General features: G+C 47.4%; 18 protein-coding genes and 1 other RNA gene. 7 read left to right on the top strand and 12 right to left on the bottom strand.

The window, feature by feature from the left end; all coding sequences use genetic code 11:
* Nucleotides 1-44 precede the first annotated feature (44 nt).
* The 9 genes from V144x_RS18870 to V144x_RS18830 all read right to left on the bottom strand — a co-directional run bounded on the left by V144x_RS18870 (nucleotide 45) and on the right by V144x_RS18830 (nucleotide 10,030).
* Nucleotides 45-392, bottom strand: a complete 348-nt coding sequence (locus tag V144x_RS18870; RefSeq protein ID WP_144987065.1) for a YciI family protein — start codon at nucleotides 390-392, stop codon at nucleotides 45-47.
* A gap of 293 nt (nucleotides 393-685) precedes the next feature.
* Nucleotides 686-2,083, bottom strand: coding sequence for a DUF1501 domain-containing protein (locus V144x_RS18865; protein ID WP_144987063.1), 1,398 nt, complete (start codon nucleotides 2,081-2,083; stop codon nucleotides 686-688).
* Between the two features lie 219 nt (nucleotides 2,084-2,302).
* Nucleotides 2,303-3,865 carry a sulfatase family protein gene (locus tag V144x_RS18860; RefSeq protein WP_144987061.1) on the bottom strand — a complete coding sequence of 521 codons (1,563 nt, stop codon included), beginning with the start codon at nucleotides 3,863-3,865 and terminating at the stop codon, nucleotides 2,303-2,305.
* A gap of 137 nt (nucleotides 3,866-4,002) precedes the next feature.
* Nucleotides 4,003-4,341: an EthD family reductase gene (locus V144x_RS18855; RefSeq protein ID WP_144987059.1), complete on the bottom strand. Its 339-nt coding sequence runs from the start codon at nucleotides 4,339-4,341 to the stop codon at nucleotides 4,003-4,005.
* Between the two features lie 46 nt (nucleotides 4,342-4,387).
* Complete coding sequence (locus tag V144x_RS18850; RefSeq protein WP_144987057.1) at nucleotides 4,388-5,224, bottom strand: phosphoenolpyruvate hydrolase family protein; 837 nt, start codon at nucleotides 5,222-5,224, stop codon at nucleotides 4,388-4,390.
* A gap of 29 nt (nucleotides 5,225-5,253) precedes the next feature.
* Nucleotides 5,254-6,471, bottom strand: a complete 1,218-nt coding sequence (locus tag V144x_RS18845; RefSeq protein WP_144987055.1) for a Tm-1-like ATP-binding domain-containing protein — start codon at nucleotides 6,469-6,471, stop codon at nucleotides 5,254-5,256.
* 244 nt (nucleotides 6,472-6,715) lie between these two features.
* Nucleotides 6,716-8,005 carry a 4-aminobutyrate--2-oxoglutarate transaminase gene (gene gabT / locus V144x_RS18840; protein WP_144987053.1) on the bottom strand — a complete coding sequence of 430 codons (1,290 nt, stop codon included), beginning with the start codon at nucleotides 8,003-8,005 and terminating at the stop codon, nucleotides 6,716-6,718.
* Nucleotides 8,006-8,060: 55 nt separating this feature from the next.
* A complete protein-coding gene (locus V144x_RS18835; protein ID WP_144987051.1) occupies nucleotides 8,061-9,446 on the bottom strand; it encodes a hypothetical protein in 1,386 nt (461 codons plus the stop codon).
* Nucleotides 9,447-9,679: 233 nt separating this feature from the next.
* Nucleotides 9,680-10,030, bottom strand: coding sequence for a hypothetical protein (locus V144x_RS18830; protein ID WP_144987049.1), 351 nt, complete (start codon nucleotides 10,028-10,030; stop codon nucleotides 9,680-9,682).
* A gap of 919 nt (nucleotides 10,031-10,949) precedes the next feature.
* On the opposite strand from V144x_RS18830, the gene V144x_RS18825 reads away from it, so the two are divergent.
* Genes V144x_RS18825 through V144x_RS18815 form a run of 3 tightly spaced genes read left to right on the top strand, consistent with a single transcriptional unit; the run spans nucleotide 10,950 to nucleotide 16,746 of the window.
* On the top strand, nucleotides 10,950-13,229 hold the full coding sequence (locus tag V144x_RS18825) for a DUF1549 and DUF1553 domain-containing protein (protein ID WP_144987047.1): 2,280 nt from the start codon (nucleotides 10,950-10,952) through the stop codon (nucleotides 13,227-13,229).
* A 14-nt stretch (nucleotides 13,230-13,243) separates the two neighbouring features.
* Nucleotides 13,244-14,569, top strand: a complete 1,326-nt coding sequence (locus tag V144x_RS18820) for a DUF1501 domain-containing protein (RefSeq protein ID WP_144987045.1) — start codon at nucleotides 13,244-13,246, stop codon at nucleotides 14,567-14,569.
* On the top strand, nucleotides 14,569-16,746 hold the full coding sequence (locus V144x_RS18815; RefSeq protein ID WP_144987043.1) for a DVUA0089 family protein: 2,178 nt from the start codon (nucleotides 14,569-14,571) through the stop codon (nucleotides 16,744-16,746). Before V144x_RS18820 ends, V144x_RS18815 begins: the two co-directional genes overlap by 1 nt.
* A 125-nt stretch (nucleotides 16,747-16,871) precedes the next feature.
* Here the strand turns inward: V144x_RS18815 and V144x_RS18810 are convergent, their stop codons facing one another.
* A complete protein-coding gene (locus V144x_RS18810; RefSeq protein WP_144987041.1) occupies nucleotides 16,872-17,456 on the bottom strand; it encodes a protoglobin family protein in 585 nt (194 codons plus the stop codon).
* A gap of 178 nt (nucleotides 17,457-17,634) precedes the next feature.
* Here V144x_RS18810 and hcp point away from each other — a divergent pair, with 178 nt between their 5' ends.
* Complete coding sequence (hcp, locus tag V144x_RS18805) at nucleotides 17,635-18,921, top strand: hydroxylamine reductase (protein WP_144987040.1); 1,287 nt, start codon at nucleotides 17,635-17,637, stop codon at nucleotides 18,919-18,921.
* A gap of 176 nt (nucleotides 18,922-19,097) precedes the next feature.
* On the opposite strand, the gene ssrA is transcribed toward hcp, so the two are convergent.
* Nucleotides 19,098-19,455, bottom strand: a transfer-messenger RNA (tmRNA) gene (ssrA, locus tag V144x_RS18800).
* A gap of 288 nt (nucleotides 19,456-19,743) precedes the next feature.
* Between ssrA and V144x_RS18795 the strand changes: the two genes are divergently transcribed.
* Both V144x_RS18795 and V144x_RS18790 read left to right on the top strand, forming a co-directional pair.
* Complete coding sequence (locus V144x_RS18795; protein WP_144987038.1) at nucleotides 19,744-19,986, top strand: hypothetical protein; 243 nt, start codon at nucleotides 19,744-19,746, stop codon at nucleotides 19,984-19,986.
* A gap of 169 nt (nucleotides 19,987-20,155) precedes the next feature.
* Nucleotides 20,156-21,211: an alpha/beta hydrolase family protein gene (locus V144x_RS18790; RefSeq protein WP_144987037.1), complete on the top strand. Its 1,056-nt coding sequence runs from the start codon at nucleotides 20,156-20,158 to the stop codon at nucleotides 21,209-21,211.
* A gap of 22 nt (nucleotides 21,212-21,233) precedes the next feature.
* On the opposite strand, the gene V144x_RS18785 is transcribed toward V144x_RS18790, so the two are convergent.
* On the bottom strand, nucleotides 21,234-22,412 hold the full coding sequence (locus V144x_RS18785) for an LptF/LptG family permease (protein ID WP_144987035.1): 1,179 nt from the start codon (nucleotides 22,410-22,412) through the stop codon (nucleotides 21,234-21,236).
* 450 nt (nucleotides 22,413-22,862) lie between these two features.
* Between V144x_RS18785 and V144x_RS18780 the strand changes: the two genes are divergently transcribed.
* The gene (locus tag V144x_RS18780) at nucleotides 22,863-23,177 is read left to right on the top strand and encodes an Hpt domain-containing protein (RefSeq protein ID WP_144987033.1); all 315 of its coding nucleotides are present in this window, start codon (nucleotides 22,863-22,865) and stop codon (nucleotides 23,175-23,177) included.
* Nucleotides 23,178-23,196 lie beyond the last annotated feature (19 nt).

The following is a 23,196-nucleotide window of genomic DNA, read 5'->3' as shown; positions in this document are numbered from 1 at the left end:
GCCAGCTCACACCAGGAAGAAAAAGTCATTTACAGTTTACTAACTTACTGGCCGACATTCGCAATTTCACGAACTTCGATCTTTCCAGCACCTGCCATTTTAATCGTTCGTTTAGCCAGTTCACATGCAGCTGCCAAATCGGGCGCTTCAACAATAGTGTATCCGCCAACAAGTTCCTTCGATTCAGCAAAGGGGCCATCAAGGACTGTCATATCAGACTCGACTACCGCACTACTTCCATTAAGTGGAGCACCCGGGTCCAGCAACCACCCTTCATCCTTTCCACTCTGCATCCACTCCATACAGGATTTCATTTGTGCTTCCATTTGTTCGGGAGTCATCTTTGGAGGATTATCACAATTACCACGCTGTAAGAACATAAATTTGGCCATCTTAAGGTCCTTTGCTAAAACATGAAATTCGCTGACGCGAGTTGATCGTACACAAAGATGGCGAACGACTGACAGAGCAGGGGACAATTATTTCTGAATTTTTTATTGCATCAGATCAATCAGATAATTCAGGCCTGAGAGAACGTAAATTAATTCAATTTTCGATCGGAATCAGATGAAGTGGCACAGTTCAGGAAATTGAATTACTGAAGCCAAATTCATGACTTAGTTGGTGACTAACTACAGAAATCTCAATGTAAAAATTCGATCAATGAGTTACAATTTGCTGAATGTTAGAACAATGCAGTTAGAGGTTTTGAATTTTCGAGTAGATGATACGGGCGGTCTAACTTGTCATAGGCCATCAAATCATGAATGCCCATAGCGTGATAGACTGTATGAGTAATGTCCGCCGGTGTGACTGGACTCTTGAGAGGAAATTCGCCATAGCGGTCGCTGGCACCAAATGTCTGGCCTCCCTGGATTCCGCCGCCGGCGAGTACGTCAGTCAGGCAGTGTGTCCAGTGATCGCGGCCGGCTCCTGAAGTTCCACCGGAGCGAGGATCACCAATTTTTGGCTTGCGACCCATTTCACTGGTTATCAGAACTAAAGTTTCATCTAGCAGGCCACGGTTTGCCAGATCTTCAATTAAGGCGGAATAGGCGCGGTCAAATTCCGGAAGCAGATCTTCTTTGAGGCATTTAAAATTGTTGCCATGCGTATCCCAACTTCCAGCACTTTTGCATTTCTTGCCAAGTCGATTCAGGTCACCTTTCCAGAATACTGTGATGAAAGGAACCTCGGCTTCAACCAGACGCCGCGCGGCCAGCAGGCTCATGCCGTTGATTGTTTTACCATAACGCTCCAACATGGCTGGCTTTTCCTGTGTCAGATCGAATGCGGAAGTTGATTGCGAAGAAAGGAGTAACGACAAAGCACGTTCCTGATTTTGATTCATTGTCGCGATATTGGCAAACTCATCAAATCGTCGTCGGGCAGAATCGAGTTGTTTCAGAAGTGACATCCGTTCGGTCAATCGATCAACGGTGATTTCCCCTTCAAGAGACATGGCCGGTCCACGAAGTTTGAGAGGCTCCTCGTTATTTCCATGAATGTACATTGGATCGTGTTCAACACCCAATCGCGCTGCAAACTGTCCTGGTCGCGTATAGGGCGCGCGGCTTGGCATGTGTGGTAGAGAGATTGCATTGGGCAGATTCGGATGGCTTGGACGACGTGAGGCAACAACCGAACCCATATAAGGCCAGTCATCCGGTTGCGGAGTGCGATTGTTTCCTTTGGTGACGAATGACTGATCCGGAATATGCCCGGTCAGATTGTGATAATACCCGGCGTGATGATCATTGGTGTTAACCGTAGCACCAACCGAATTGACCAGTGCCAGATGATGCGCTTGTTTAGCCAGCATTGGAAGATGCTCAGAGAGCCGGACTCCCGGGGCTGACGTTTCAATCGGTTGAAAGGGACCGCGATACTCTGAGGGGGCGTTTGGTTTCAGATCCCACAGATCGAGATGAGACGCACCACCACACAAAAAGAATAGAATGGTTGATTTTGCAGGCTTGCGCGAAGGGGAAATTTTCTTTTGGGGTGCTGCGGAAGTCGGCGTTCCGAAGTGCATACCCGCAAAGCCGAGTCCCGATGCCACCAGAAATTGCCGCCGTTGCATAACCTGTTCCCCCGTTATCAATTGGGAGCCCTGATTGAGGCCCGTTTGTTTCTGCAGCGAAAAGTAATTCGTTTCTTGTCTGACTGGCTATATTGAAGCCACGCCAAACATATAAACGAATGCTAACATGACAGCACAAACATGTCTAGCGCTTAATCATAAAGTGCTAATGGTTTGACATGCCAATAACATAGCGTTTTTGCTAGAAACAGGACCAACTCACTGATTTTGAATTTTCTCTAATAACAGTGTAAGGCGCTGGACGATTTCGGGATGCTCATTCCAGACATTTTTGGTTTCTGACGGGTCGTCTGTCAGGTGATAGAGTTGTCCCGCAGGTTCTTCGTTTGCTGGTGTAATTTCGCGGGGGCGGGTGAAGCCACCTGAGCCACGTTTAGGGATCATCTTCCAGGGGCCCTGTCGGATCGCAAAGTGTCCCCATAATGAATGGTGCACTGCATACTCACGCAACGGTTTGTTGCTTTTTTTACCGAGTAGCGCTGGCAGGATATTGATACTGTCTGCGCCAGCTTCGGCTGGCAGCTTCGTGTCTGTAATCGCTGCGCAAGTTGCCAGAAGATCGGTTAGTTCAACAAGTTCATCGTTCGTCGAACCGGCGGGAGTATGCTTGGGCCAGCGAACGATGAATGGCACCCGGTGGCCACCTTCCCAGATATCTGCTTTGGTACCTCGCAGGTGCGCATTACCTTGATGGCCGCGTTCTTTCACATACTTTGCACGATGCGAGAGTCGATAATTCTTCAGATCATCGGCTTCTTGTGGAGTCCACCAGTGATACAGACCACCATTATCAGAAGTAAAAATGATTAGTGTATTCTCAGCCTCATCGGTTCGTTTTAACGCTTCCATAATCGCACCAACGGTGGCATCCACTTCGAGAACAAAATCACCATATTCGCCGGCCTCACTTTTACCTCGGAATTCGTCGTTGGGAACCAGAGGTAGATGAGGCGCTGTCAAAGGAAAATAGAGAAAGAATGGTCGCTTGGGAGATGCTTTAGAATGTTGTTCGATATAACGCACTGCCTGACCGGTTAATGTGGGCATCACTCCGGAAATGGTAAAATCAGGGGAACGCATGCCTTGATCGACAGAGAGAAATTCGGTTTGAATTCGTTCCGATGGAATCGTGGGGATGATCACGGGCCGATCATTTTCAAGATAGCAAAAGGGAGACATATTCAGCGAAGCCGAGATGCCGAAATAAAAGTCAAACCCGTTTGCCAAAGGTCCACCGGTTACAGGCTGAGTGAAATCCACATCATCACCTACACGGGGACGCTGCCGACGATCGATGGGAACAGCGGGTACGGGCTGGCCGTTTTTGTCAGTCCACTGCATGCCCAAGTGCCATTTACCCACACAAGCCGTATCGTAACCGGCCTGCTTGAGTAAAGAGGGTACGGTAGTCTGATCCTGTTCAATCAAAGGCGGATCAAATCCATCTAACACACGATACTTCAAACGGGTTCGCCAGCAGTAACGTCCCGTTAATATTCCGTAACGAGTAGGAGTGCAGACAGCGGAAGGGGTATGTGCATCGGTAAATTTCATACCCTCGGCAGCCAGTCGATCAATATGCGGGGTTTGAATTTTTGATGCAGGGTTGTAGCAACTCACGTCCCCATAACCGAGGTCATCGGCGAGAATATAAACGATATTGGGGCGTTCGCCTGCTACCGCACTGGATGCCAGAAAGAGGACGATGAAAATTATGTACCGAATTAATTCGGAGCGGACGTGTTTACTCAATGCTATCATAGAATGAGACTCTCCAGTTAAGTATTGCTGCTGATAGGAGTTCACTATACAGGGAGGAGCAGAGAGAAATCAACATGTCCCAAACGGTTCGAACGTGAGTTAGCAGGAATCTCAGAGGTTTCCTGGTAAATCGGAACTCAAACGTCTGATGCTTCTAAGCTGAAAGGAATGAGTACTTCTTCTTCGTCGTATAAAAACGTAACACCACCTGTCGCGAAATTGGGGACATCCGCAACCGTTTCCTTTCCTTCCGGGCTGTCGAGAATAGCCTGCATCGCGGCTGCAGATTTGGCATACAGACTGACGATGAGATAGTAGGGAGGAGCGCTGACTGTATCGGCAGAGATGCATTTTCCAATCGTCCACCCTTTGAGTCCTTTCATCTTTTTCGCGAGCGGAATATGGACCTCGTGGTAATAACGGTCAAATTCGGCAGGATTTTCCGGATGTCCATAGAGTACAGTTAAACGATACATGTTCAATTTCCATGATAAAGTTGATTTAGAGAAGCAGGGAATATGACTATGCGTTTGATAATCGTAGATCTCCAAACTGGCGTACCTGGGCTGTCATCGCTACTTCCGTAGGCAGACGTTCCATCGAACTGGCCCCGTAGAAACCATCAATGCCAGCGACGCGATCGAAAATGTACCGGGCGTCCTCAGGCATCGCAATGGCTCCGCCATGACAGAGTAGCAGCACATCTTCCCTTTGGCTCTTGGCTGCGTCAACCATATTGCGGATTGCCGTAACCGAATCATCCAGCGTCTTACCCGTTTCCGCACCGATCGTTCCGCCACTGGTCAACCCCATGTGAGTCACCACAATGTCAGCTCCAGCAGCAGCAAGTTGCCGTGCCTGTTCGGGATCGAAGGCATAGGGGGTAGTGAGCATGTTGAGATCGTGAGCCGCGCGGATGCAATCGATTTCCAGATCAAAACCCATTCCGGTCTCTTCCAGATTGGCTCGAAATTGTCCGTCGATCAGTCCAACGGTCGGAAAATTCTGAATACCTGCAAAACCCATTGCCTGAAGTTCCTTGAGAAACAGGTCGCGAAGCATAAATGGATCAGTTCCGCAGACTCCTGCCAGCACAGGAGTTTGATTGACGACAGGAAGCACCTCGCGTCCCAACTCTTTAACAATCTCATTCGCATTGCCGTAGGGCATCAGTCCCGAGAGAGAGCCCCGTCCGGCCATACGGTAGCGCCCCGAATTGTAAATCACGATCAGGTCAATGCCGCCGGCCTCTTCGCATTTGGCGCTCAAGCCAGTCCCTGCGCCGCCCCCGATGATGGGTTTGCCTTGAGAAACTTTTTCTCGCAGTCGTTTCAGGATCGTCTCTCTGGATTCTGTCATAAATCATTTCCTTAAATTTATTGTCTCTATTAACATTGGCTTCCACTTACACGTTCAAATGCCGCCACGAGCGCGTCTGCAAACGCTGAGTCATTAATGTGGCAGGGGTGACGGGTGATGCGTCGAATGTCTGTCTGCTCAACTTCCTGTTCTAATGTCTCAAACAGACTCTGGTCGGCTGTGGGATCATAAAATGCTTCCCCTTTGGCGTCGAGCATCGAGAGGCCCTGCTCGGGAATCAGGATTTCTAATGGAGCCATTGATTGATTGACTTTCTCGGCAATCCATTTTGCAAAATCACGGTTTTCGTCAGCGATTGTTCGCATCAGTGTTACCTGCGGATTATGAATAAGAAAGTGGCGACCGGCAAATCGTTCCGGAACGGTATCACGAGCACCGAAATTGACCATGTCGAGTGCACCGAGGCTCATGACATATGGGATTCTGCTTTTGATGATTGCATCGAAACGATGTGTACCACCGGGCATGATTCCTCCCACGACTTCGTCCGCCACTTCAGTCGTAGTGATATCCAGGACTCCTCTAATCAGTCCATCGGAAACGAGTTTTTCCATGGCTTGACCCCCGGTGCCAGTCGCATGAAAGACGAGAGGATCAAACCCTTTAGTATCCAGTGAATCGCGAACCATGTCCACACATGGCGTCGTAACGCCAAACATCGTCATGCCAATAGCCGGTTTCTCTTCAGGGAAGTCAGAGGAGTGGCCAGCCATGCCCGCGATTGCGTGGGCAGCGTTACTCAATACGCGCCTTGATACTGAGTTCAGTCCCGCCACGTCAACCACCGAATACATCATCGTAATATCACTATATCCTACATAAGGCTGTGTGTTTCCACTGGCGACGGTCGAAACGATCAGCTTGGGTAATCCGATGGGTAAAGCCTGCAAAGCAGGAGCCACGATTGCCGTTCCACCGCTCCCGCCGAGTGCGATGATCCCTGACACTTTTTTCGCTCTGACTTCGTTCGGCAGCCAGCTTTGCAGTGCTTCCGACATTGCCGTAACAGCTCGACCACGGTCGGTATTCCCCAATACCTTGTCAGGTCCATCGGGGTGTTCCTGGGCGATTGTGCGCGCCGCGATATCTGCGCGGTCCGATTTATTTCGGGTACTCAAATCAACCAGTACTACGTCGAAACCTGCCCGGCGAATATAGTTAGCCACAAAACAGAGTTCTTCACCTTTGGTATCCATCGTAGCCATCGCATAGATTGTTTTTCGCATGGTCGTGCCTTTGGGCTTAGTCAGTAGTCAAAATTAAGTCAATGACTGATGGTTTGATTCTAATTTGGTCATTATGAGAGAACTAGAAACAAAATACATGAAATAATCCGAAAACCTTGCTTATGCTGGTGAAAAGGCAGGAAGGGAGCTCAAAAAAACAGTTCCTTTTGACAGGTAATGGTGAGTTTTTAGAGTCAGAGTTTTTGTGAAAAACACGATTTGTGAGACCGGTAAAAATAGATGATCAATCCTGGTCTGATAATGAGGCAATACAATCGGCGACAATTGCCATCCCTTCGTCAATCAATTCCATCGGAATGGTTAACGGTGGCAAAAAGCGGATGACATTACCATGCATACCACAGGAGAGCAGAATCAGTCCCCGGTCTGCAGCGGCAGTAACCAGAGATTTGGTCAATAGAGCGTCTGGTTGATTCGGATCACCTGATTTGACCAACTCCATGGCAATCATCGCACCGCGGTTGCGGATGTGTCCCACCTGGTCAGGAAACTGTTGCTGAATCTTGCTCAAGTGAGACATGAAACGCTGACCGATTTCGTTGGCTCTTTCAATCAGTTGCTCTTCGGCAATCACTTCCAGGACCGCCAGACCAGCTGCACAACCCAAAGGCGAGCCGCCATATGTGCCACCCAGTCCGCCCTGATGTGGGGAATTCATGATGGATGTTTTTCCAGTTACCGCGGCGATGGGAATACCACCGGCTATCCCTTTGGCCTGAGTGATCAAGTCCGGTTCGACACCGGAATGCTGCATACAAAACATTTTACCTGTGCGGCCAAAACCGGTCTGGATTTCATCTGCGATGAAGACAATGCCATGTTGATCGCAGATTTTGCGTAATGTGCTGAGGAACTGATCGGGGGCTGGGTAGAAACCTCCTTCGCCCAGGACCGGTTCGATAATCAGAGCAGCGACGTCTTCGGGGGCGATATCCACCTTGAATAGATTTTCGATGGCATGATTAGCATCTTCAACAGAGACTCCATGGTATTCAATCGGGAATGGTACATGATAGATTTCAGCCGGGAAGGGGCCGAATGATTTTTTGTAAGGAGTGATCTTGCCAGTCAGACCCATGGTCATGTTGGTACGACCATGAAAACCGCTTTGAAAAGCGATCACTCCACGTCTGCCTGTATGCGCACGGGCAATCTTGATGCTATTCTCTACTGCTTCCGCACCGCTGGTGACAAAAATGGTTCGACACTCGGTTGAAATTGGAGCGGCTTCATTCAGTTTTTCCGCCAGTGCCACAGCTGATTCATAGGGCGTGACCATCACGCAGGTATGGCTGAAGTGTTCCAATTGTTCAGCTACCGCAGTTTTTACTTTGGGGTGACAATGACCGGTATTAACCACTGCAATGCCAGCACCAAAATCGATATAGCGACGTCCCTCGACATCCCAGAGCTCAGCGTTTTCAGTACGCTGGATATAGATGTTGTGGGCGTTACCTTGACCCTGAGCGAAGGCAGCCAGCTTGCGTTGTTGGAGTTGCTCGTTTTGGTTCATATGATTCTACTTGATTTCAATGGCTTCGGAGATACTACATTCAATCTAGAGACGGCTAGCGTTTCGGTGAAGGCTGTGCTTGCCGCTTTCGAGCACGAGCTTTGTCAGCCTGTTCGCGTTTCTTGATGTCTTTCGGGTGTTTGGAAAACGATTCAAAGACATCACCAATCACGCGATCCGCGAGGACACTCAGTTCGGTGAGAATGATTGCTTCCGCCTCTGGCACAAGTTTGGACGTATTCGGTTCGTAGCCGCCGACGTCGTAGGAATCGGCGGTGGCAATGTAGCCGACGTGTCCATTGGCGTATCCCACAATGATGGGAATGGCACGGTCTGCGATATCTTTCTCCATTTTCAATCCGTATTCGACCATCGGTTCGCCAGGCATGGTCAACAACAGGTACGGGCCGATTTTCATCGCCTGTAACTCTGAGTCGATGCGGCCTTCTTTACCAGGCAACGAGATGACGGAATTTGCGACCCGGATCCGGTAGTGCTTTGCACGATTGGCAAGTTGTTCTCGGGTTACACTGCGGGCCAGCGTTCGAATGACTGCACTGCCCAGATCCCGCCCTGCCCATTGGATATCGGCTTCATCAGCACAGCGATACGGGTAACCCGGAAGATTCGGACGGATGTCGCCGGCACAGCCTTGTAAAAACAGAGAACTGGTCTGCTGGCCGTAGCACATTTCCACAAACGACTGTGCTTCGCCAGGAAAGTCCGCACTCATTTTTGGATAGCCGTTAGGGTATGGCATCGATCCTTTATCACCCCATGTAAAAAAACAGGGATGGCATACCGCATGCATAATCACAGCCAGTGGTGTCAAAGATTTTCCGTCGTCGAAACGCAGGACTTTCACGCGAGGGTCATTGGGGCCATCTTCGTTGAGCCGCACGACGGCACGACCATTGATTACCTTTCGTCGATTAATGCCGAATCCAATCTTATCCTCACCATAGCCGACTGTTACGGGACGCATTTTGGACGCCGCCTGTTTGGCTGCAGCGCCGAGCTTTCCAATCAACTCTTGCCCCCACTTTGATTGGGAGTTGAAGCCCGGACCGGAGTGATTATGTGATACCGCAACCATGATGTTGGCCGCCGGGATGCCAGTTTCTTTTTCAATCTGCTGACGAGTCAACTTCACCAGTTCATCATATGCAGATATCAGGTCAATAGTTACGATTGCTGCTTTTGTCTCGCTGTCATCCAGTACTAACACACCCGCTCGTAGAGGATCGCGCACACCGGTCACTTTACGACGATGCCCGACGACTTCCAGCTGGTTTACTTCGGCAGGCGTAATGTCAACTTTGGCAACACCAGCGCGTAGATTCGACTCAACAGCAAACTGACCATCCGCGGCATTGGTGACACATGTGGTGCAGATGGTAAAGAGCAAACCAATAAAAAAACTTCGGTGCAATTGGTGCATGGTTCAGGTTCCATTATTCATAGTTAAAGTTTTGGAAATCCAACCGTCATCTGGAGGGCAGAATCATTTGACGCATGGGGATGCCACCCCCAGCATCTCAGTCTAAGCACTTTTTTACGAGCCGGACAGGCTGAGTGCCTCCAAAATTGGAAAGGCTGTCCCCCGACCCCAGTCGAGTACGCCACATCTACCGATCTGTGAGTAAGCCATAGCAAGAAGAAACACTTGATCAATCATACCGCCGCCACCGAGCGACCCCATTTTGGCGCGAAAACTGTTTTCTCAATACTGAATGTTTCTGCGCCTGCGGATCTGAGTCCTATAAAACCCACTGGTTTCAGCAAGATTCCTACAGGCGATACAAAAACCGATTCCCAATCTTCACTACTTTTTGTACCGAAATTGACCTTAAAAGCGACAAAATCAGACCTCAGTTGGTCACGAATTGACCAACCCTGAGACAATAATGCGCAAATAATAAAGTTGCCTACTCCACCCCATTTGCAGTGGTTGCCGAAACTCAACCAACAAACCCTCCACCAACCAGAAAACAAACGCAACAACATGAAAACCAAACACCACATCACAGAACTCCGTTACTGACAATCAAATAAAAATCATCACGCAGAGAGAACGAACTCTCACACACACACACACACACACACGATACAAACCCCGCCCGAAAAGATTCTATCCGATATCATCCAGCGACTCGAAGATGAAAAATCAGCAGTAGTGCTCAAAGGGCGTTCAAAACTCAAACGGCGGCTCACCGACGAATACTTCGCTGGTATTTCAAAAAATTGGCAGAAATCCCTTACAGCGCTTGATGACGAATACTTTTCCCTTGAAGATGAAGCCATCACAGTTATTCCAGCATTGTGTATGTACCATGAAACGCTGTTTGAATCATCATTAGAGAAAACAAAATAACAATGCATTGTGCCGGAGTGGGGGTTGATGCGGGTTTGTGAATTCGAAAGTCCTTCGCCGCGCGTCTGGGAATGCTATCAAGTATCTGCAGGCGGCAGGGGCAATTTATTCGTACTTTATTTGATTGGGAAATTCTTGATCGAGACACATGGATCAAGACGGTTCGTCAACATCGTGATATTTGAATGCCATGCTTAAAGAAGACTGGCAAGCTGCCGGTGAACTACCATCGAACCACATTCGAAATAACCACATTGTGTTGGGTAATATCGAGCCCTCAAACCAGAAGAAATGAGAATTGAGGATCTATTATGCGTAAATAATACAAATTTATGCGCGTTTTCTACAAGAAAGTGCTAATATTAATGTCTACTATATGTTAAAAATAACTAATAAGTGTTTTTTTATGCATAGGGTTGCAGTTCAAACACTCTTTAAGGAAGGCAATTAATAATCAAACCAACTGTTTAGTAATCATCTTTAAATGATATAACGAGATCTCCATAGCCGTTGAGTCGTGTTTCGTAGTTTAACGAACTCCTTCAATCTCCACTCGAGAGGGCCAGTTGCGTGGATAGAATAAATTCACTTTTTTGCTTTTCTACAGCTTTGAAGTATCGATCTATTTATCGGAACTTGGGCTCAACACAATGGCACTCCATTTTCAGCTGGTTGCTATTACTTTCTTTTGCATCATGGGGCTCGATCGCAGTTGGTGCAGAAAAATTAGACACAGTAAAGAAAGAAGACCAGCAAACTTTAAGTTTTAGCCGCGACGTTGTACCGGTTTTAACAAAGGCTGGTTGCAATGCCGGTGCCTGTCATGGTTCGTTTCAGGGGCGCGGAGGAATGTCGTTGTCTCTGCTTGGCTACAACACAGTAGCTGATTTTGAAGCCTTGTTTCAAGCGGGACGCGGACGGCGAGTCACACCCACAGCCGCTGATCGAAGTCTTCTTCTTCGAAAAGCTACAGGCAGTGTCCCGCATGGTGGTGGAGCACTCATTAAAAAAGATTCCGAGAGTTTTCAAGTCCTGGGTGAATACATCAAGCAAGGGATGTCACCAGCGAAATCCGATGATCCACGAGTTATCAAATTGACGGTGGAACCTGCCTCCCTGGTTCTGGCGCCTGGGCAAAGTCGTTCACTCAAAGTAGTGGCAGATTGGGAGGACGGTGTCCATCGCGATATCACCCGTTGGGCTTTATTTGACAGTCAAGATTCACAAATTGTTGAGGTGTCTTCATCGGGCCAGATTGCAGCTGTTCGAAGCGGAAAATCTCCGGTTACGGTTCGTTTTCTGGGGCAAGTGGCCTCAGTGGACGTAACAGTACCGTACAATCCAGCAAAAGCGATTACTGGTTTCGCTCCCTCGAATTATGTTGATCAGTTGGTATTGGCCGAATGGCAAAGAATGGGAGTTTCCCCCGCACCTACTGCGACCGATAGCGAATTTTTACGCCGGGTTTATCTTGATCTGATCGGTTCACTACCACGGCCCGACGAAGTTCGAACGTTCATTGAGTCTACAGATAAGAATAAACGGAAAAAAATAATCGACGCTTTACTCGAACGGCCGGAGTACGTCGATTATTGGTCGTTGAAGTGGAGTGATCTGCTTCGTGTACATCGTCGTTATGTGGGAGATAAAGGGCTGGAAACATTTCGTGGTTGGATTCGACGTTCAATACGTGAGAATCGTCCTCTCGACGAGATGGCACGAGAGCTCATTGTTGCCCAGGGCGATCTGTTTTCCAACGGTCCGGTCGGGTTTTACTTTATCGATCAGAAGCCGGAAGAACTTGCAGAAACCACAGCACAGGTCTTTCTAGGAATTCGTATGCAATGTGCGCGATGCCATCATCATCCGTTAGAAGTCTGGGGCCAGGAAGATTACTACGGATTGGCGGCGTTTTTCACGCATATGCAATTCAAGGACGCAGGGAAAATCGGTGTAAGGTTTGGAGGGCCGAAAAGTCTGCGCCCAACGATCAAGGCGAATACAAAACGAAAATTAGAAAAACCGTCTGAGGCTCGCGTGCTGGGAGGACCAGTGGTTTCTGATCAGGACTTGCCTGATATTCGTCAACCACTGGCTGACTGGATCGTCTCACCAAAAAATCCGTACTTTGCACGTAGTTTTGTGAATCGTTATTGGGCATGGCTGACGGGACGGGGAATTGTTGAGCCGGTAGATGACATGCGGGCCACGAACCCACCTTCGAATCCGGCACTGATGAACGCGCTGACTGAAGATTTCATCGCCCACCAGTTCGATGTGAAACATTTGCTGCGCACCATCTGTAACTCGCGCGTGTATCAATTAGCTTCGGATTTGAAGCCAGAACGGGACAAATCGGGCCGATTATTCACTCATCGTGTACCACGGAGAATGCAGGCGGAGGTATTGCTTGATGCCGTTAACCAGTTTGCCGGGACAACCGAAAGATTCAACGGTCAGCCACCGGGCACACGGGCCATCGCGCTTCCGGATCCTCAGATTTCCTCTTACTTCCTGATGGCCTTCGGTCGCCCTTTAAGAAACAGTGCCTGTGAATGTGCCCGCGGCTCAAAGCCTGATTTGGCCCAGGCACTGCATCTGGTCAACGGTTATGCGATGAACTCAAAGGCTCTCAGTAACGAGGGTCGGCTTGGCCAGTTACTCAAAGAGAATAAGAGTGATGCAGAGATTCTAGATGAACTGTATTTAGCGTCGCTCTCTCGAAAGCCCACCGCTGATGAGCTCAAGGCAGTTCGCGAACTATTGGCCGAAGCGCCGTCTCGTAAAGAGGGCTGGCAGGATTTGGTGTGGACAATAATCAATTTGTCTGAATTCGTTTTCAATCATTGAGGGAAGGACCAACTATGTTTTCAATTGACCGAATGATGCGAAATTGCCAAGGGCTTTCACGCCGCGCGTTTTTGCAAGTTGGTAGCTTACCACTATTGAACCTGTCACTTCCTCGATTACTCGAAGCCCGCGCAACAGGGAGTGCCAAGAAGGACATCAATTGTATCCTTCTGTGGACGAATGGCGGGATGAGCAATATTGACACGTTCGATATGAAACCCGAAGCGCCAGTTGAGTTTCGGGGTGAGTTCCAACAGATTAGTAGTAATATTCCAGAGATGCCCGTTTGTGAGCATCTCCCACGTATGGCACGTGTGATGGACAAGGTTTGCTTAGTGAAATCAATTGCTCACACGATGAGCGGTGATCATGCCGCGGCTACCCATTATATGCTCACGGGGTATCCCCAAAGACCGGACCCCACTGGTGAACCATCGGGTGTAGTCGTTTTTCCGTCGTTTGGCTCCGTGGTGGGACATGAAAAAGGCTGGAAACAGGCAATTCCTCCCAACGTTGTTTTAGGAGGTAAGTTACTTTATTCAGGGGCGGGCTACCTTGGTTCTGCATTTGATCCACTATGGATTCGTGCTGATCCCAATGCTAAAAACTTTCAGATTCGGGATGTTAGTGTGGCCGAATCCTTGCAGAAACGCATGCAGCGTCGTCAGCAAATGTTAACACGACTTGATACCTGGCAGCGACAGAAAGAACTTTCAGGAGCAGTCGCTGAAAAGGGAGAATTCTATCGTCAGGCATTTGATCTCATCACTTCGTCTGCAGCCAAAAAAGCATTTAAATTAGATGAGGAACCTGCGAAGTTGCGTGATCGTTATGGCAGAACCCGCGGTGGACAAGGGGCATTACTGGCTCGACGGCTTATCGAATCAGGCGTACGTTTTGTGACAGTCAACCTAGATGGTTGGGATACGCATGACAAGAACTTTATCGAGCTTAAGTCGCCTCTGTTGCCGACCCTCGATCAGGCATGGTCAGCTTTACTGGAAGATCTGGAAACCCGTGGTTTACTTGATTCCACATTGGTGATCTGTGCGGGTGAATTTGGACGGACTCCGAAAGTCAACGGGGCCGCAGGTCGCGATCATTATGCTCCCTGCAATGTCGTCGGTTTGAGTGGGGCAGGTACTGCCATGGGTTCGGTTATAGGTCGTACAAACTCTCGCTGTGAACATGTTGTGGGACAAACCAATGACACACTTGACTACGCCGCGACAATTTTCCGTATTCTTGGAATCGACGGCAGCAAAGAATATCACACCGAAGATGGTCGTCCTGTATTTCTGAATAATGGCGGCAAACCGATTAAGGGGGTCATAGCTTGATGGGCCAAAGCAAATCCACAGTTCAACATGAACGTATCGGTATTCTCTCCTCACGCAGACATAGCGCTCTTTGTTTACGGTTAACTCTGATTGTAGTGATGTCGTTGAGCTATGTGTCTCACGCGATTTCTGAGTTGAAACCGCCTGACTATTACGAATGCCGACTGGATTCAATTTTTCCCGCCGGCGGTCAGCAGGGAACGACAGTCACCGTGGAACTCCATGGTCGAAAAGGAAAAGGTGGATTAGCAGCGCCGCAAAAGATTCTCATCGAGGGGCCACCAGGAATCACAGTCAGTGATTTAAAGGCCATTTCCAAAAATGATACAGTCCAAGCGAAATTCACTATTGCAAACGACGCTCCACCCGGACGCAGGTGGGTGCGTGTGGTCAACGAACAGTCGGGGATCACAAACTTTGGGCACTTTGTAGTAAGTGGACTGTCCGAGCATATCGAGAAAGAACCAAATAACGAATTAGACAAAGCCGAATCGATGAAATTGCCGGTTGTCGTGAACGGGCAAATCAACCCCAAGGCTGACATGGACTGCTTTCGCTTCTCTGCCAAACAAGGTCAAAAACTTGTTATTGCAGTGGCCGCTCATTCGTTAGACGTCCACGGAAGTGGGAGCAATTGGGGAATTACCGATTTCACACTGGAGTTGCTTGACGAACAAGGTGTGGTCATCGCGGAATCGCTTGATGAAGTGGGCTATGACCCGATGATCCATTTTGAGGTCCCTACCTCTGGTATTTACACTGCACGACTGAAGCTCGTTGCGTACAATGGTTACCCGGAAGCCGTCTATCGATTGACTATTGGCGAAGTCCCCTACGTTACCAGTGTATTTCCACCTGGTATCCAGCGGGGTAAAACAGTGGAGGTAGAACTCCGTGGGCCCAATGTCCCTGCCGGTACGCGACAGTTGATTTCGGCAAATGAAGGTACGTTTTTTCCTCTACAGTATCTCGCTCTGCCTGGAGCGACCAGTGGGCAGGATGTTCCTGTACTCCTGGGGGATGATACAGAATCTGTTGAGAGAGAGCCAAACAATGAACGAGCAAAGGCCAACGATTTAGAAATGGAGGCGATGGTCTACGGTCAGTTTGAGTCAAAAGACGACGTTGATTGGTATCGTATTCGGTTGCAGGAAAAACAATATGTTTTTTTGCAGGTGTTCGCACATCGGTTTATCAGATCACCCGTTGATACCTATTTGGAGGTTTTTAGTGCTGATGGGAAGCTATTAAGTGAAAACGATGATGATGGTTCAATTGGACCTGGTTTTGCTGCTTACCACGATTTTAATACCACCGATAGTGGGCTCGTATTTCAACCAAAGACATCAGGGGACTATTATGTCCGCGTGACTAACAGTAACGGAACAAGTGGCTCTCGAGCCGTCTATCGTTTGTCAATGAAGCGTTACGGAACGAAACCCCGTTTTGCTTTACGTCATTTTCCTGACGCGGTTCCTATTTGGGGGCCAGGCAGTACAGCTGGATTGACAGTTCGCGTTGATTGGATGAGTTCTCGGAACTTCGACATTGATCTCTCAATTGAAGGACTGCCCGATGGTTGGAAGGGAAGCCAGGCCAAAGCACTCGGTAACACTAAAGAACGTCCTAAAAACCCATATCAAGATCGCGTGTTTCTGACAATCACTGCGCCAAAGGACGTGCCGGTTGGAACAACGGTTCCATTTCGTGTCGTGGGCCGCGTGAAGCATAAGGGAGAAGTGATCGAAAGGGTTGCGTATCCATTGACGTGGTTCCGCACGAGCGATACCGGTTTTTTTCGAGTTGCGCCTCAGGCTTATACCACAGTTGCCAAACCTCGTGATCTTTGGCTGGAATCAATGATCAAGGAGCTGACCATTACGCAAGGCGAGACAGCAAAGATACCTGTTCGTGTCCATGGTGCAGCAAATGCGAAAGAGGTGCCGCTGGTGGTAAATCTGGCAGAAGGTATCAAATGCAATCTTGGAACTCCTGTCAATATTCCGCTCAGCAAGGACGGTATTGTGAATGCTCCGCTTGTTAACACATCAAAAATACCCGTCGGAACTTACGCGATCACGGTGGCACAGACTTGGCGAAGCGATATTCGGGTTGGTGCACCCGGTCCCTGTACTCCCATCATACAACTTCACGTACAATCTAAAAAGCAGCAGTGAATCCGCTGAGAACATCGAATTAAGCCGACCGATTCATTCTCTGTTCCACACAGAAGCAACGAGTTAATGCTTCTGTTCGATTTTGGCATTAATAGAAATAAGAAGCTCAAAAAATCTCAGACACGTCAGTCGTGTGAGATTTCGATATAATGGCGGGAAATAAAATCATTCTGTATCCAGAGTAGTTTCTGAAACGCTCGGATGGCTGCGAATTTCTGATCATTTGGAATGTCTAACTCAAGAAAAATTTCGATCAATTGATCTGATATTAAACCCAGCAACGCGTTCATCTGAACGAGGGAAATATCGAGCTGTTCATTCCCTGCTTTGGGAGTATGAATCTTACCTACCATATCCAGATAGAGGACCATTTTCGCGTCATATGAATGTCCCAGTAACTTCATAAAATATCTTTGGAGATGGTCTTTCCGAAATTTGATCTGGTTATCCTCAGCCGTGAGTTCCTCTAGTGATTCGGGAACTGCTCCCTCATAGCCATGTTGACGTGGTACGAAGTGACGCGCGGTTGCATCATAGTTGAGTAGTCGCTCGTAAGTCGCATCAACCAGACCGTTGATGCGTGGTGCAAAGTGAGGGATCGTATTACGGATTGCTGTCACATCGGCTTCATCAAAACCGATAAACTCTTTGAGGTATTCAAAACGATAAGCGAGATCGGTTTCCAGCAGTTGCTCATCAATATGTTTCATGTCTATTACTATGTTTCTATGTTACTACAGATAAAAGGATATTTGGATCTTGACATCCAATTATGGGTCTGATTATTATCTTACACAAGAGAAAACACGTTGAAAACACAGGATTTAAATTGTTGATCAGTGTAGCAACAATCATCTATTTTCCCGTATTTAAAAGATCGGAGTCGCTATGTTTTGTAATCAATGCGAACAAACATCCCAAGGAACCGGTTGTACAGATGTTGGTGTCTGTGGCAAAGACCCCGATATGCAATCATTACAGGAAACACTGTTATATGGGGTCAAGGGGATGGCTGCCTACGCCAACCATGCTCGTCGTCTGGGAAAGACGGACGATGAGGTCAGCGCGTTTATTGAAGAAGCGCTCTTCGCCACTATGACGAATGTGAACTTTGATCTGGAATCGTTGCTGGAACTGGTAATGGAATGTGGTCGCATGAATTTACGCGTAATGCAGATGCTGGATGAAGGGCATGCTGAGAAATTTGGAACACCAGAGCCGACCACTGTGAGTGAAGGCACTAAAGCAGGCCCCGGAATTCTCGTCACCGGACATGATCTTCTGGATCTTTCTGATCTTCTGGAACAAACTGCCGGCATGGGCATTAACGTCTACACACATGGAGAGATGCTTCCCGCGCATAGCTACCCGGAGCTCAAAAAACATCCTCATTTGGCGGGACATTTCGGCACCGCGTGGCAGAATCAACAATTGGAGTTCACCCAGTTTTCCGGTCCGGTAGTGGCTACGACGAATTGTGTATTGATCCCCTGGGAATCTTACGCTGATCGTTTATTTACAACTCGAGTGACAGCAGTTCCCGGAGGGGTTCGATTGAAGGACAATGACTTCACTGCCGTCATAGAGAAAGCCCGTGAATGTCAGCCATTGGTTGAACAGCAGACCGGTGAGTCGACGATTGGTTTTCATCATGGAGTCATTCTGGGGGTCGCTGATCAGATCGTCGATGCGGTCAAATCGGGTGATATCAAACACTTCTATCTCATTGGTGGTTGCGATGGTGCGGAAACCGGACGAAACTACTTCACCCAAGTCGCGCAACAGGCACCACAAGAATCGGTTATTTTGACTTTAGGCTGTGGGAAGTTCCGTATCCGTGATTACGACTACGGAACTGTGGCAGGTTTGCCACGATTACTTGATATGGGACAATGTAACGATGCCTATGGAGCCATTAAAGTGGCGTCCGCATTGGCGGATTCATTTGACTGCAGTGTGAATGATCTTCCGTTAACTCTTGTGATTTCCTGGTTTGAGCAAAAGGCGGTTGCAGTTCTACTGACTCTTCTACATCTCGGAGTGAAGGGGATTCGTATTGGTCCCGAGCCACCGGCATTTATCACTCCCAATGTATTTAAAATTCTGCAGGAGAAATTCGATCTTAAGCTGATCGAAGCAGAACCTCCACAAGAATTGTTTCAATTAACAAATTAAGAAATGATAGAAGTGCTTCAGGTCATCTTATGAGTTCGATTCGTAAGATGACCTCTTTTTATTGAAATCTTCCCGGATCGTATGTAATTCAGGTGAAATGATGACACGAGGCGCAATCGGTGATTGGAAGTGATCGCTGCCCTTAAATGAAAAGAGCTGTCCGATACTGGACAGCTCTATGGAGGCGGCGGGAATTGAACCCGCGTCCTGTGAACCCTCAGCTAAGGCCTCTACGTGCATATTTTATTGTTTGAGTCTCGCTACTTCAGGCACAATAAACAAAGCCCTTCGGTAGCCAGTCCACCACGGATCTCATATCAGACGGAGCGGACATTGATCTGATACCAGTCTGATTTTGTGACCAGCCTTCGGACTCCTCAGACAGGGATTCCTAAGCCGGGGTTGCTTTTATTAAGCAGCCATTGAAAATTGCTTGTTTGCAATTAGATTGTGATCAGCTTTTAACGTGGCCAACTGATCAACCACGGCACGCCACCCTAACATACGGTGAACCAGTCGAATCCGATCGCCCCCTTTTTAGTAATACGTAAATTGTGAACAAATGGTTGAATGCAAAATAGAATATTTCCACGCTCTCCTTCTATTATTATCAGCAGATGAGCGGGAGTCAAATTACTCTGTTTCCCGAAATTACTGACGCATATGATTTTATAGTGAAAAGTGCCTGTTTTTTACTATCTTGATGGTAACTCAAAAATAATTCCCATTAAAATAGTCTCACTGCAAATATTCTGATCGAATCAACGAACTTACATCAATCTAACACGATTTAAATTCTTTGATGCATCTCAGGAGAAAATTATGGGTGACTATGATCTTGTTGGTTTAACAGCCGTCATTTGTCTGTTTGGGTTGCCCTTTCTTTGCGGGATTATCGCAATTGTCGCTAGTGCCTGGACGAAAGCGGCCTGCCACCAGAAAGATGTGGATTTGAAGCATCATATGTTGGCATCCGGCATGTCTGCTGAGGAAATTGAACGTGTACTCAACGCAGGGAAAGGTGTTGAAACTTCTGTTGAAACCTGGTCTGACCGGGAATCGTAATCTTCGCTTATATCTTCCTTCTTTTCTCACTCCTTATCCGTTCAGTCAAAATCGGTCTACATAATTGGGAAGCATTGGTCTAAAATAAAACCATATTTGCAATGCGGCCACAAAACTGAAATTGTGGTTGTTTCCAATTAATTTCAGAAGAACGGGAATCTTTGACACAATGGCTTTGAAGCAATGTACGCTTTTGGAACGACGTTTTCTAATCCTGGTTTTGGGAATCATCGCTTGTTTTGCAGTGATGAGCGAACAAAGCAAGGCGGAAAATAAACCAACCGGTCCTGTGTTTGTAGACATACCAGAGCAGGGACAGGTTCGCTTTGAAACGACCGAGATGGAAGGCAAAGTTCCTGATCGATTTCACCTCGATCCGCATCAGTTTCCTTATACGTGTAAATTCAAGCGAATGAGTGGGCCGGTTCGCGTTTATGATGTTACGTTCCCATCGCCGGTCAAAACAAAAGTCGAAGCCAATAATACCGTCCACGGCCACTACTATCAGCCTGAAGGAACAGGCCCTTTTCCTGCCTGCGTCTGCTTACATATTCTGGGAGGCGGTTTTGAGCTTTCTGAAATGTCTGCCAATTCTTTGGCACGTCAGGGTATCGCGGCACTAACGATTAAAATGCCTTATTACGCGCAGCGACGTGGCGTCGGCGAAGATCGCTATCGTCGTATGATTTCTTTTGTCCCGCAACATACAGCCGAGGGGATGACTCAAGCGGTATTGGATATACGGCAGGCTACCGCCTGGCTGATGAGTCGAGAGGAAGTTGATGCGAACCGTCTGGGAGTGACGGGAATCAGTCTGGGGGGAATCATGTCTGCCCTTTCCTCCGCCGCAGAGCCTCGTTTCAAGAAGGTCGCTATCTATCTGGGGGGAGGAAATCTCGCTTTGGGGATTTGGGAAAATCCACATCCGCATGCGAAGCAATTTCGACAGCAGTGGTTAAAGAATGGTGGAACTTATGAATCGTTTTTAAAGATTATGTCACCCGTCGATCCACACACTTATGGTCATCTCTTGCAGAACCGTGACGTACTGATGGTGGTGGCAAAACATGATGAAATTCTGCCTCCCAAAAGTGCCATTGCGTTATGGGAATCGATAGGTAAGAAACCCGAGTTAGTCTGGCTGGATTCGGGGCATATTTCTGCCGCTCTCTATATTTTTGGTGAAACGCAGCGATTGACTACGTTTTTTTCACAATGGAAATAAAAGGGGCTGTTAGAGTCAGATTTTAATTTCGAAGCACTTTTCGTAGTAAATGAATGGCAATCAAAAACAAACCGACGTTACCCGCCCATAGAGACCAGCTTGGTTCAACTTTGCCCAGCTTTGCTAAATTCATCGTTAGCAATACAATCGGATAATAAAACAAAAGTATGGGCATAAAGACCATAAAAAAACTGGTGAGAAATTGCCTTCGTGCCTGGGCAATCGAAAACGGACAGCCTACTAATACAAAAAAGAAACAACTACAGCTCAGGGCGAATCGGCTGGCCAGCGCTGTTTTGAGTTTGTTTTGTCTTTTTTCTTTGACATGGTTTTGAGGTAAATCGGTATTAATTTCCGGTGAATTAAATCGTTCAAAATCACCTAGAGCCAGTAGCATCGCGACTTCAATATCACGATGAAATTCCAGTTCATCTCGTTCTAATTGTAGATCTCCAAGTTCTGTTTTGATGGATTGAACAGTCATGTGTCTTGGTTTCGCCATAGCACTCTGACTGGGGAGTGGAAAAGGAAAGTCATCTTTTTCAACATAAAATCGCGGCTTTCCTGGGAAGTCGATGTGCCCTTTTCGAATGTGCAAGATAACTTGCTGGTGCTCAAGGTCAAATTCCAGTGTTGCTTCTTCTGCCTGGAGATGAACGGGTTGCTTATTCGCAGGCGAATATCGGAATGTTGGGACTAGTAGCGTTTTATCACGAACACCCATTACGGTGATCGAGATTCCACTTGTTGGATCATGTATCTGATTTTGGGAACGGAGTTTTTCTAAGAAAATACTTTCTAATTCACAGGCGATAGTATTCTCAATATTTTTTTCAGCCCAGGGGATAATTTGATCGCTTAGTAATAGTGACCCAAGACTCAGAAATCCTCCTAAAATAAAGGATGGCCAGAGGAGTGAGAGGACATTAATACCCGCTGCTTTCGCTGCAGTAATTTCCTGGTCACCGGAAATACGCCCGTAAACCACACACACAGTTAAAAGTAACGTGGCTGGAATCGTAAACGGTAACATACTAGGGACGATGAAAGGCAGAATTTTAAGGACGAGAATAGCCCCTAAGCCCTGGCTGGTTGCTTGCTGGAAGGCTCCCACAAACACCAACAGGACTGTTAGAACTGTGATCATCAAGGTAAAAACACGCAGCAATTCAAAGAGAATATAGCGCTGAAGCAATCGCATGAATGATTGAGATAATTATTTGTGAAATGGAACGAGGTTATGATTTTACACCAGGCACGTTCAGCAGATCTTGCCCGAAGTTGTATACGGTAAGAAGCGGAACTGAGTCAATATCAGACGCAATGTTTGTGTTCAAATGTTCATTTTTATTGGGCTGTGAGAGGATTTCAATGAGAAAGTACCTGAAAAAAGCAGAATCAGGATTTGCTGGAGACAATAAGATATCGGCATAACTGTCACATTCAGTACATTTATTTCGTTGCAGTAATTTACCCCACCTTGAATTTGGCTTAATTCAGTAATTTTTCATTCCTGTAAAAAACCTCAAGCTATAAATTGATGTAGCTGTCCACTTGATTCTTCAACTACTGAAACAGGAAGACATTTGAGTGTATCAAAAGTAAAAAAGGAAGATCGGTAATAGACCTGTAAATTAAGGAAAAGGGAAGCATGGTAGATACCCTGGAAAACACACCGGTTCGATCATCATTTTGTGATGATGAAGATTTTCTCGACTTGATTGAAATGTTCGTCGATGGAATTGAAGAGAAAAAAGAGATTCTGCGACAAGCATCTGTGACCGATCAGGTAGAGGAACTCAAAGTATTAGCCCACCAGTTAAAAGGCGCCAGTGCTGGCTATGGATTTGAAGAGCTTTCAGAAATTGCAGCCGCATTAGAGATCGCATGTAAATCAGAAGATGAGGCTGCAATTCAACAGCAGAAAGAGATCATCTTGAATCACATGGATCGTATTGTTGTTTGATTAAGATTTTTGGATTTAA

It is taken from the genome of Gimesia aquarii (assembly GCF_007748195.1).
Lineage (GTDB): Bacteria > Planctomycetota > Planctomycetia > Planctomycetales > Planctomycetaceae > Gimesia > Gimesia aquarii.
Note: the sequence above shows the minus strand (reverse complement) of the source record. Positions and strands in the feature narration are given on the sequence as shown.

What these genes read in the sequence shown, in the direction of transcription:
- V144x_RS18850 (WP_144987057.1), bottom strand. Translation starts at nt 5,224, where the DNA reads ATGACAGAATCCAGAGAGACGATCCTGAAACGACTGCGAGAAAAAGTT.
- V144x_RS18830 (WP_144987049.1), bottom strand. Translation starts at nt 10,030, where the DNA reads ATGTGGTGTTTGGTTTTCATGTTGTTGCGTTTGTTTTCTGGTTGGTGG.
- V144x_RS18815 (WP_144987043.1), top strand. Translation starts at nt 14,569, where the DNA reads ATGGGCCAAAGCAAATCCACAGTTCAACATGAACGTATCGGTATTCTC.
- V144x_RS18785 (WP_144987035.1), bottom strand. Translation starts at nt 22,412, where the DNA reads ATGCGATTGCTTCAGCGCTATATTCTCTTTGAATTGCTGCGTGTTTTT.
- hcp (WP_144987040.1), top strand. Translation starts at nt 17,635, where the DNA reads ATGTTTTGTAATCAATGCGAACAAACATCCCAAGGAACCGGTTGTACA.
- V144x_RS18835 (WP_144987051.1), bottom strand. Translation starts at nt 9,446, where the DNA reads ATGCACCAATTGCACCGAAGTTTTTTTATTGGTTTGCTCTTTACCATC.
- V144x_RS18795 (WP_144987038.1), top strand. Translation starts at nt 19,744, where the DNA reads ATGGGTGACTATGATCTTGTTGGTTTAACAGCCGTCATTTGTCTGTTT.
- V144x_RS18845 (WP_144987055.1), bottom strand. Translation starts at nt 6,471, where the DNA reads ATGCGAAAAACAATCTATGCGATGGCTACGATGGATACCAAAGGTGAA.
- V144x_RS18790 (WP_144987037.1), top strand. Translation starts at nt 20,156, where the DNA reads ATGGCTTTGAAGCAATGTACGCTTTTGGAACGACGTTTTCTAATCCTG.
- V144x_RS18810 (WP_144987041.1), bottom strand. Translation starts at nt 17,456, where the DNA reads ATGAAACATATTGATGAGCAACTGCTGGAAACCGATCTCGCTTATCGT.
- V144x_RS18780 (WP_144987033.1), top strand. Translation starts at nt 22,863, where the DNA reads ATGGTAGATACCCTGGAAAACACACCGGTTCGATCATCATTTTGTGAT.
- V144x_RS18860 (WP_144987061.1), bottom strand. Translation starts at nt 3,865, where the DNA reads ATGATAGCATTGAGTAAACACGTCCGCTCCGAATTAATTCGGTACATA.
- gabT (WP_144987053.1), bottom strand. Translation starts at nt 8,005, where the DNA reads ATGAACCAAAACGAGCAACTCCAACAACGCAAGCTGGCTGCCTTCGCT.
- V144x_RS18870 (WP_144987065.1), bottom strand. Translation starts at nt 392, where the DNA reads ATGGCCAAATTTATGTTCTTACAGCGTGGTAATTGTGATAATCCTCCA.
- V144x_RS18865 (WP_144987063.1), bottom strand. Translation starts at nt 2,083, where the DNA reads ATGCAACGGCGGCAATTTCTGGTGGCATCGGGACTCGGCTTTGCGGGT.
- V144x_RS18820 (WP_144987045.1), top strand. Translation starts at nt 13,244, where the DNA reads ATGTTTTCAATTGACCGAATGATGCGAAATTGCCAAGGGCTTTCACGC.
- V144x_RS18855 (WP_144987059.1), bottom strand. Translation starts at nt 4,341, where the DNA reads ATGTATCGTTTAACTGTACTCTATGGACATCCGGAAAATCCTGCCGAA.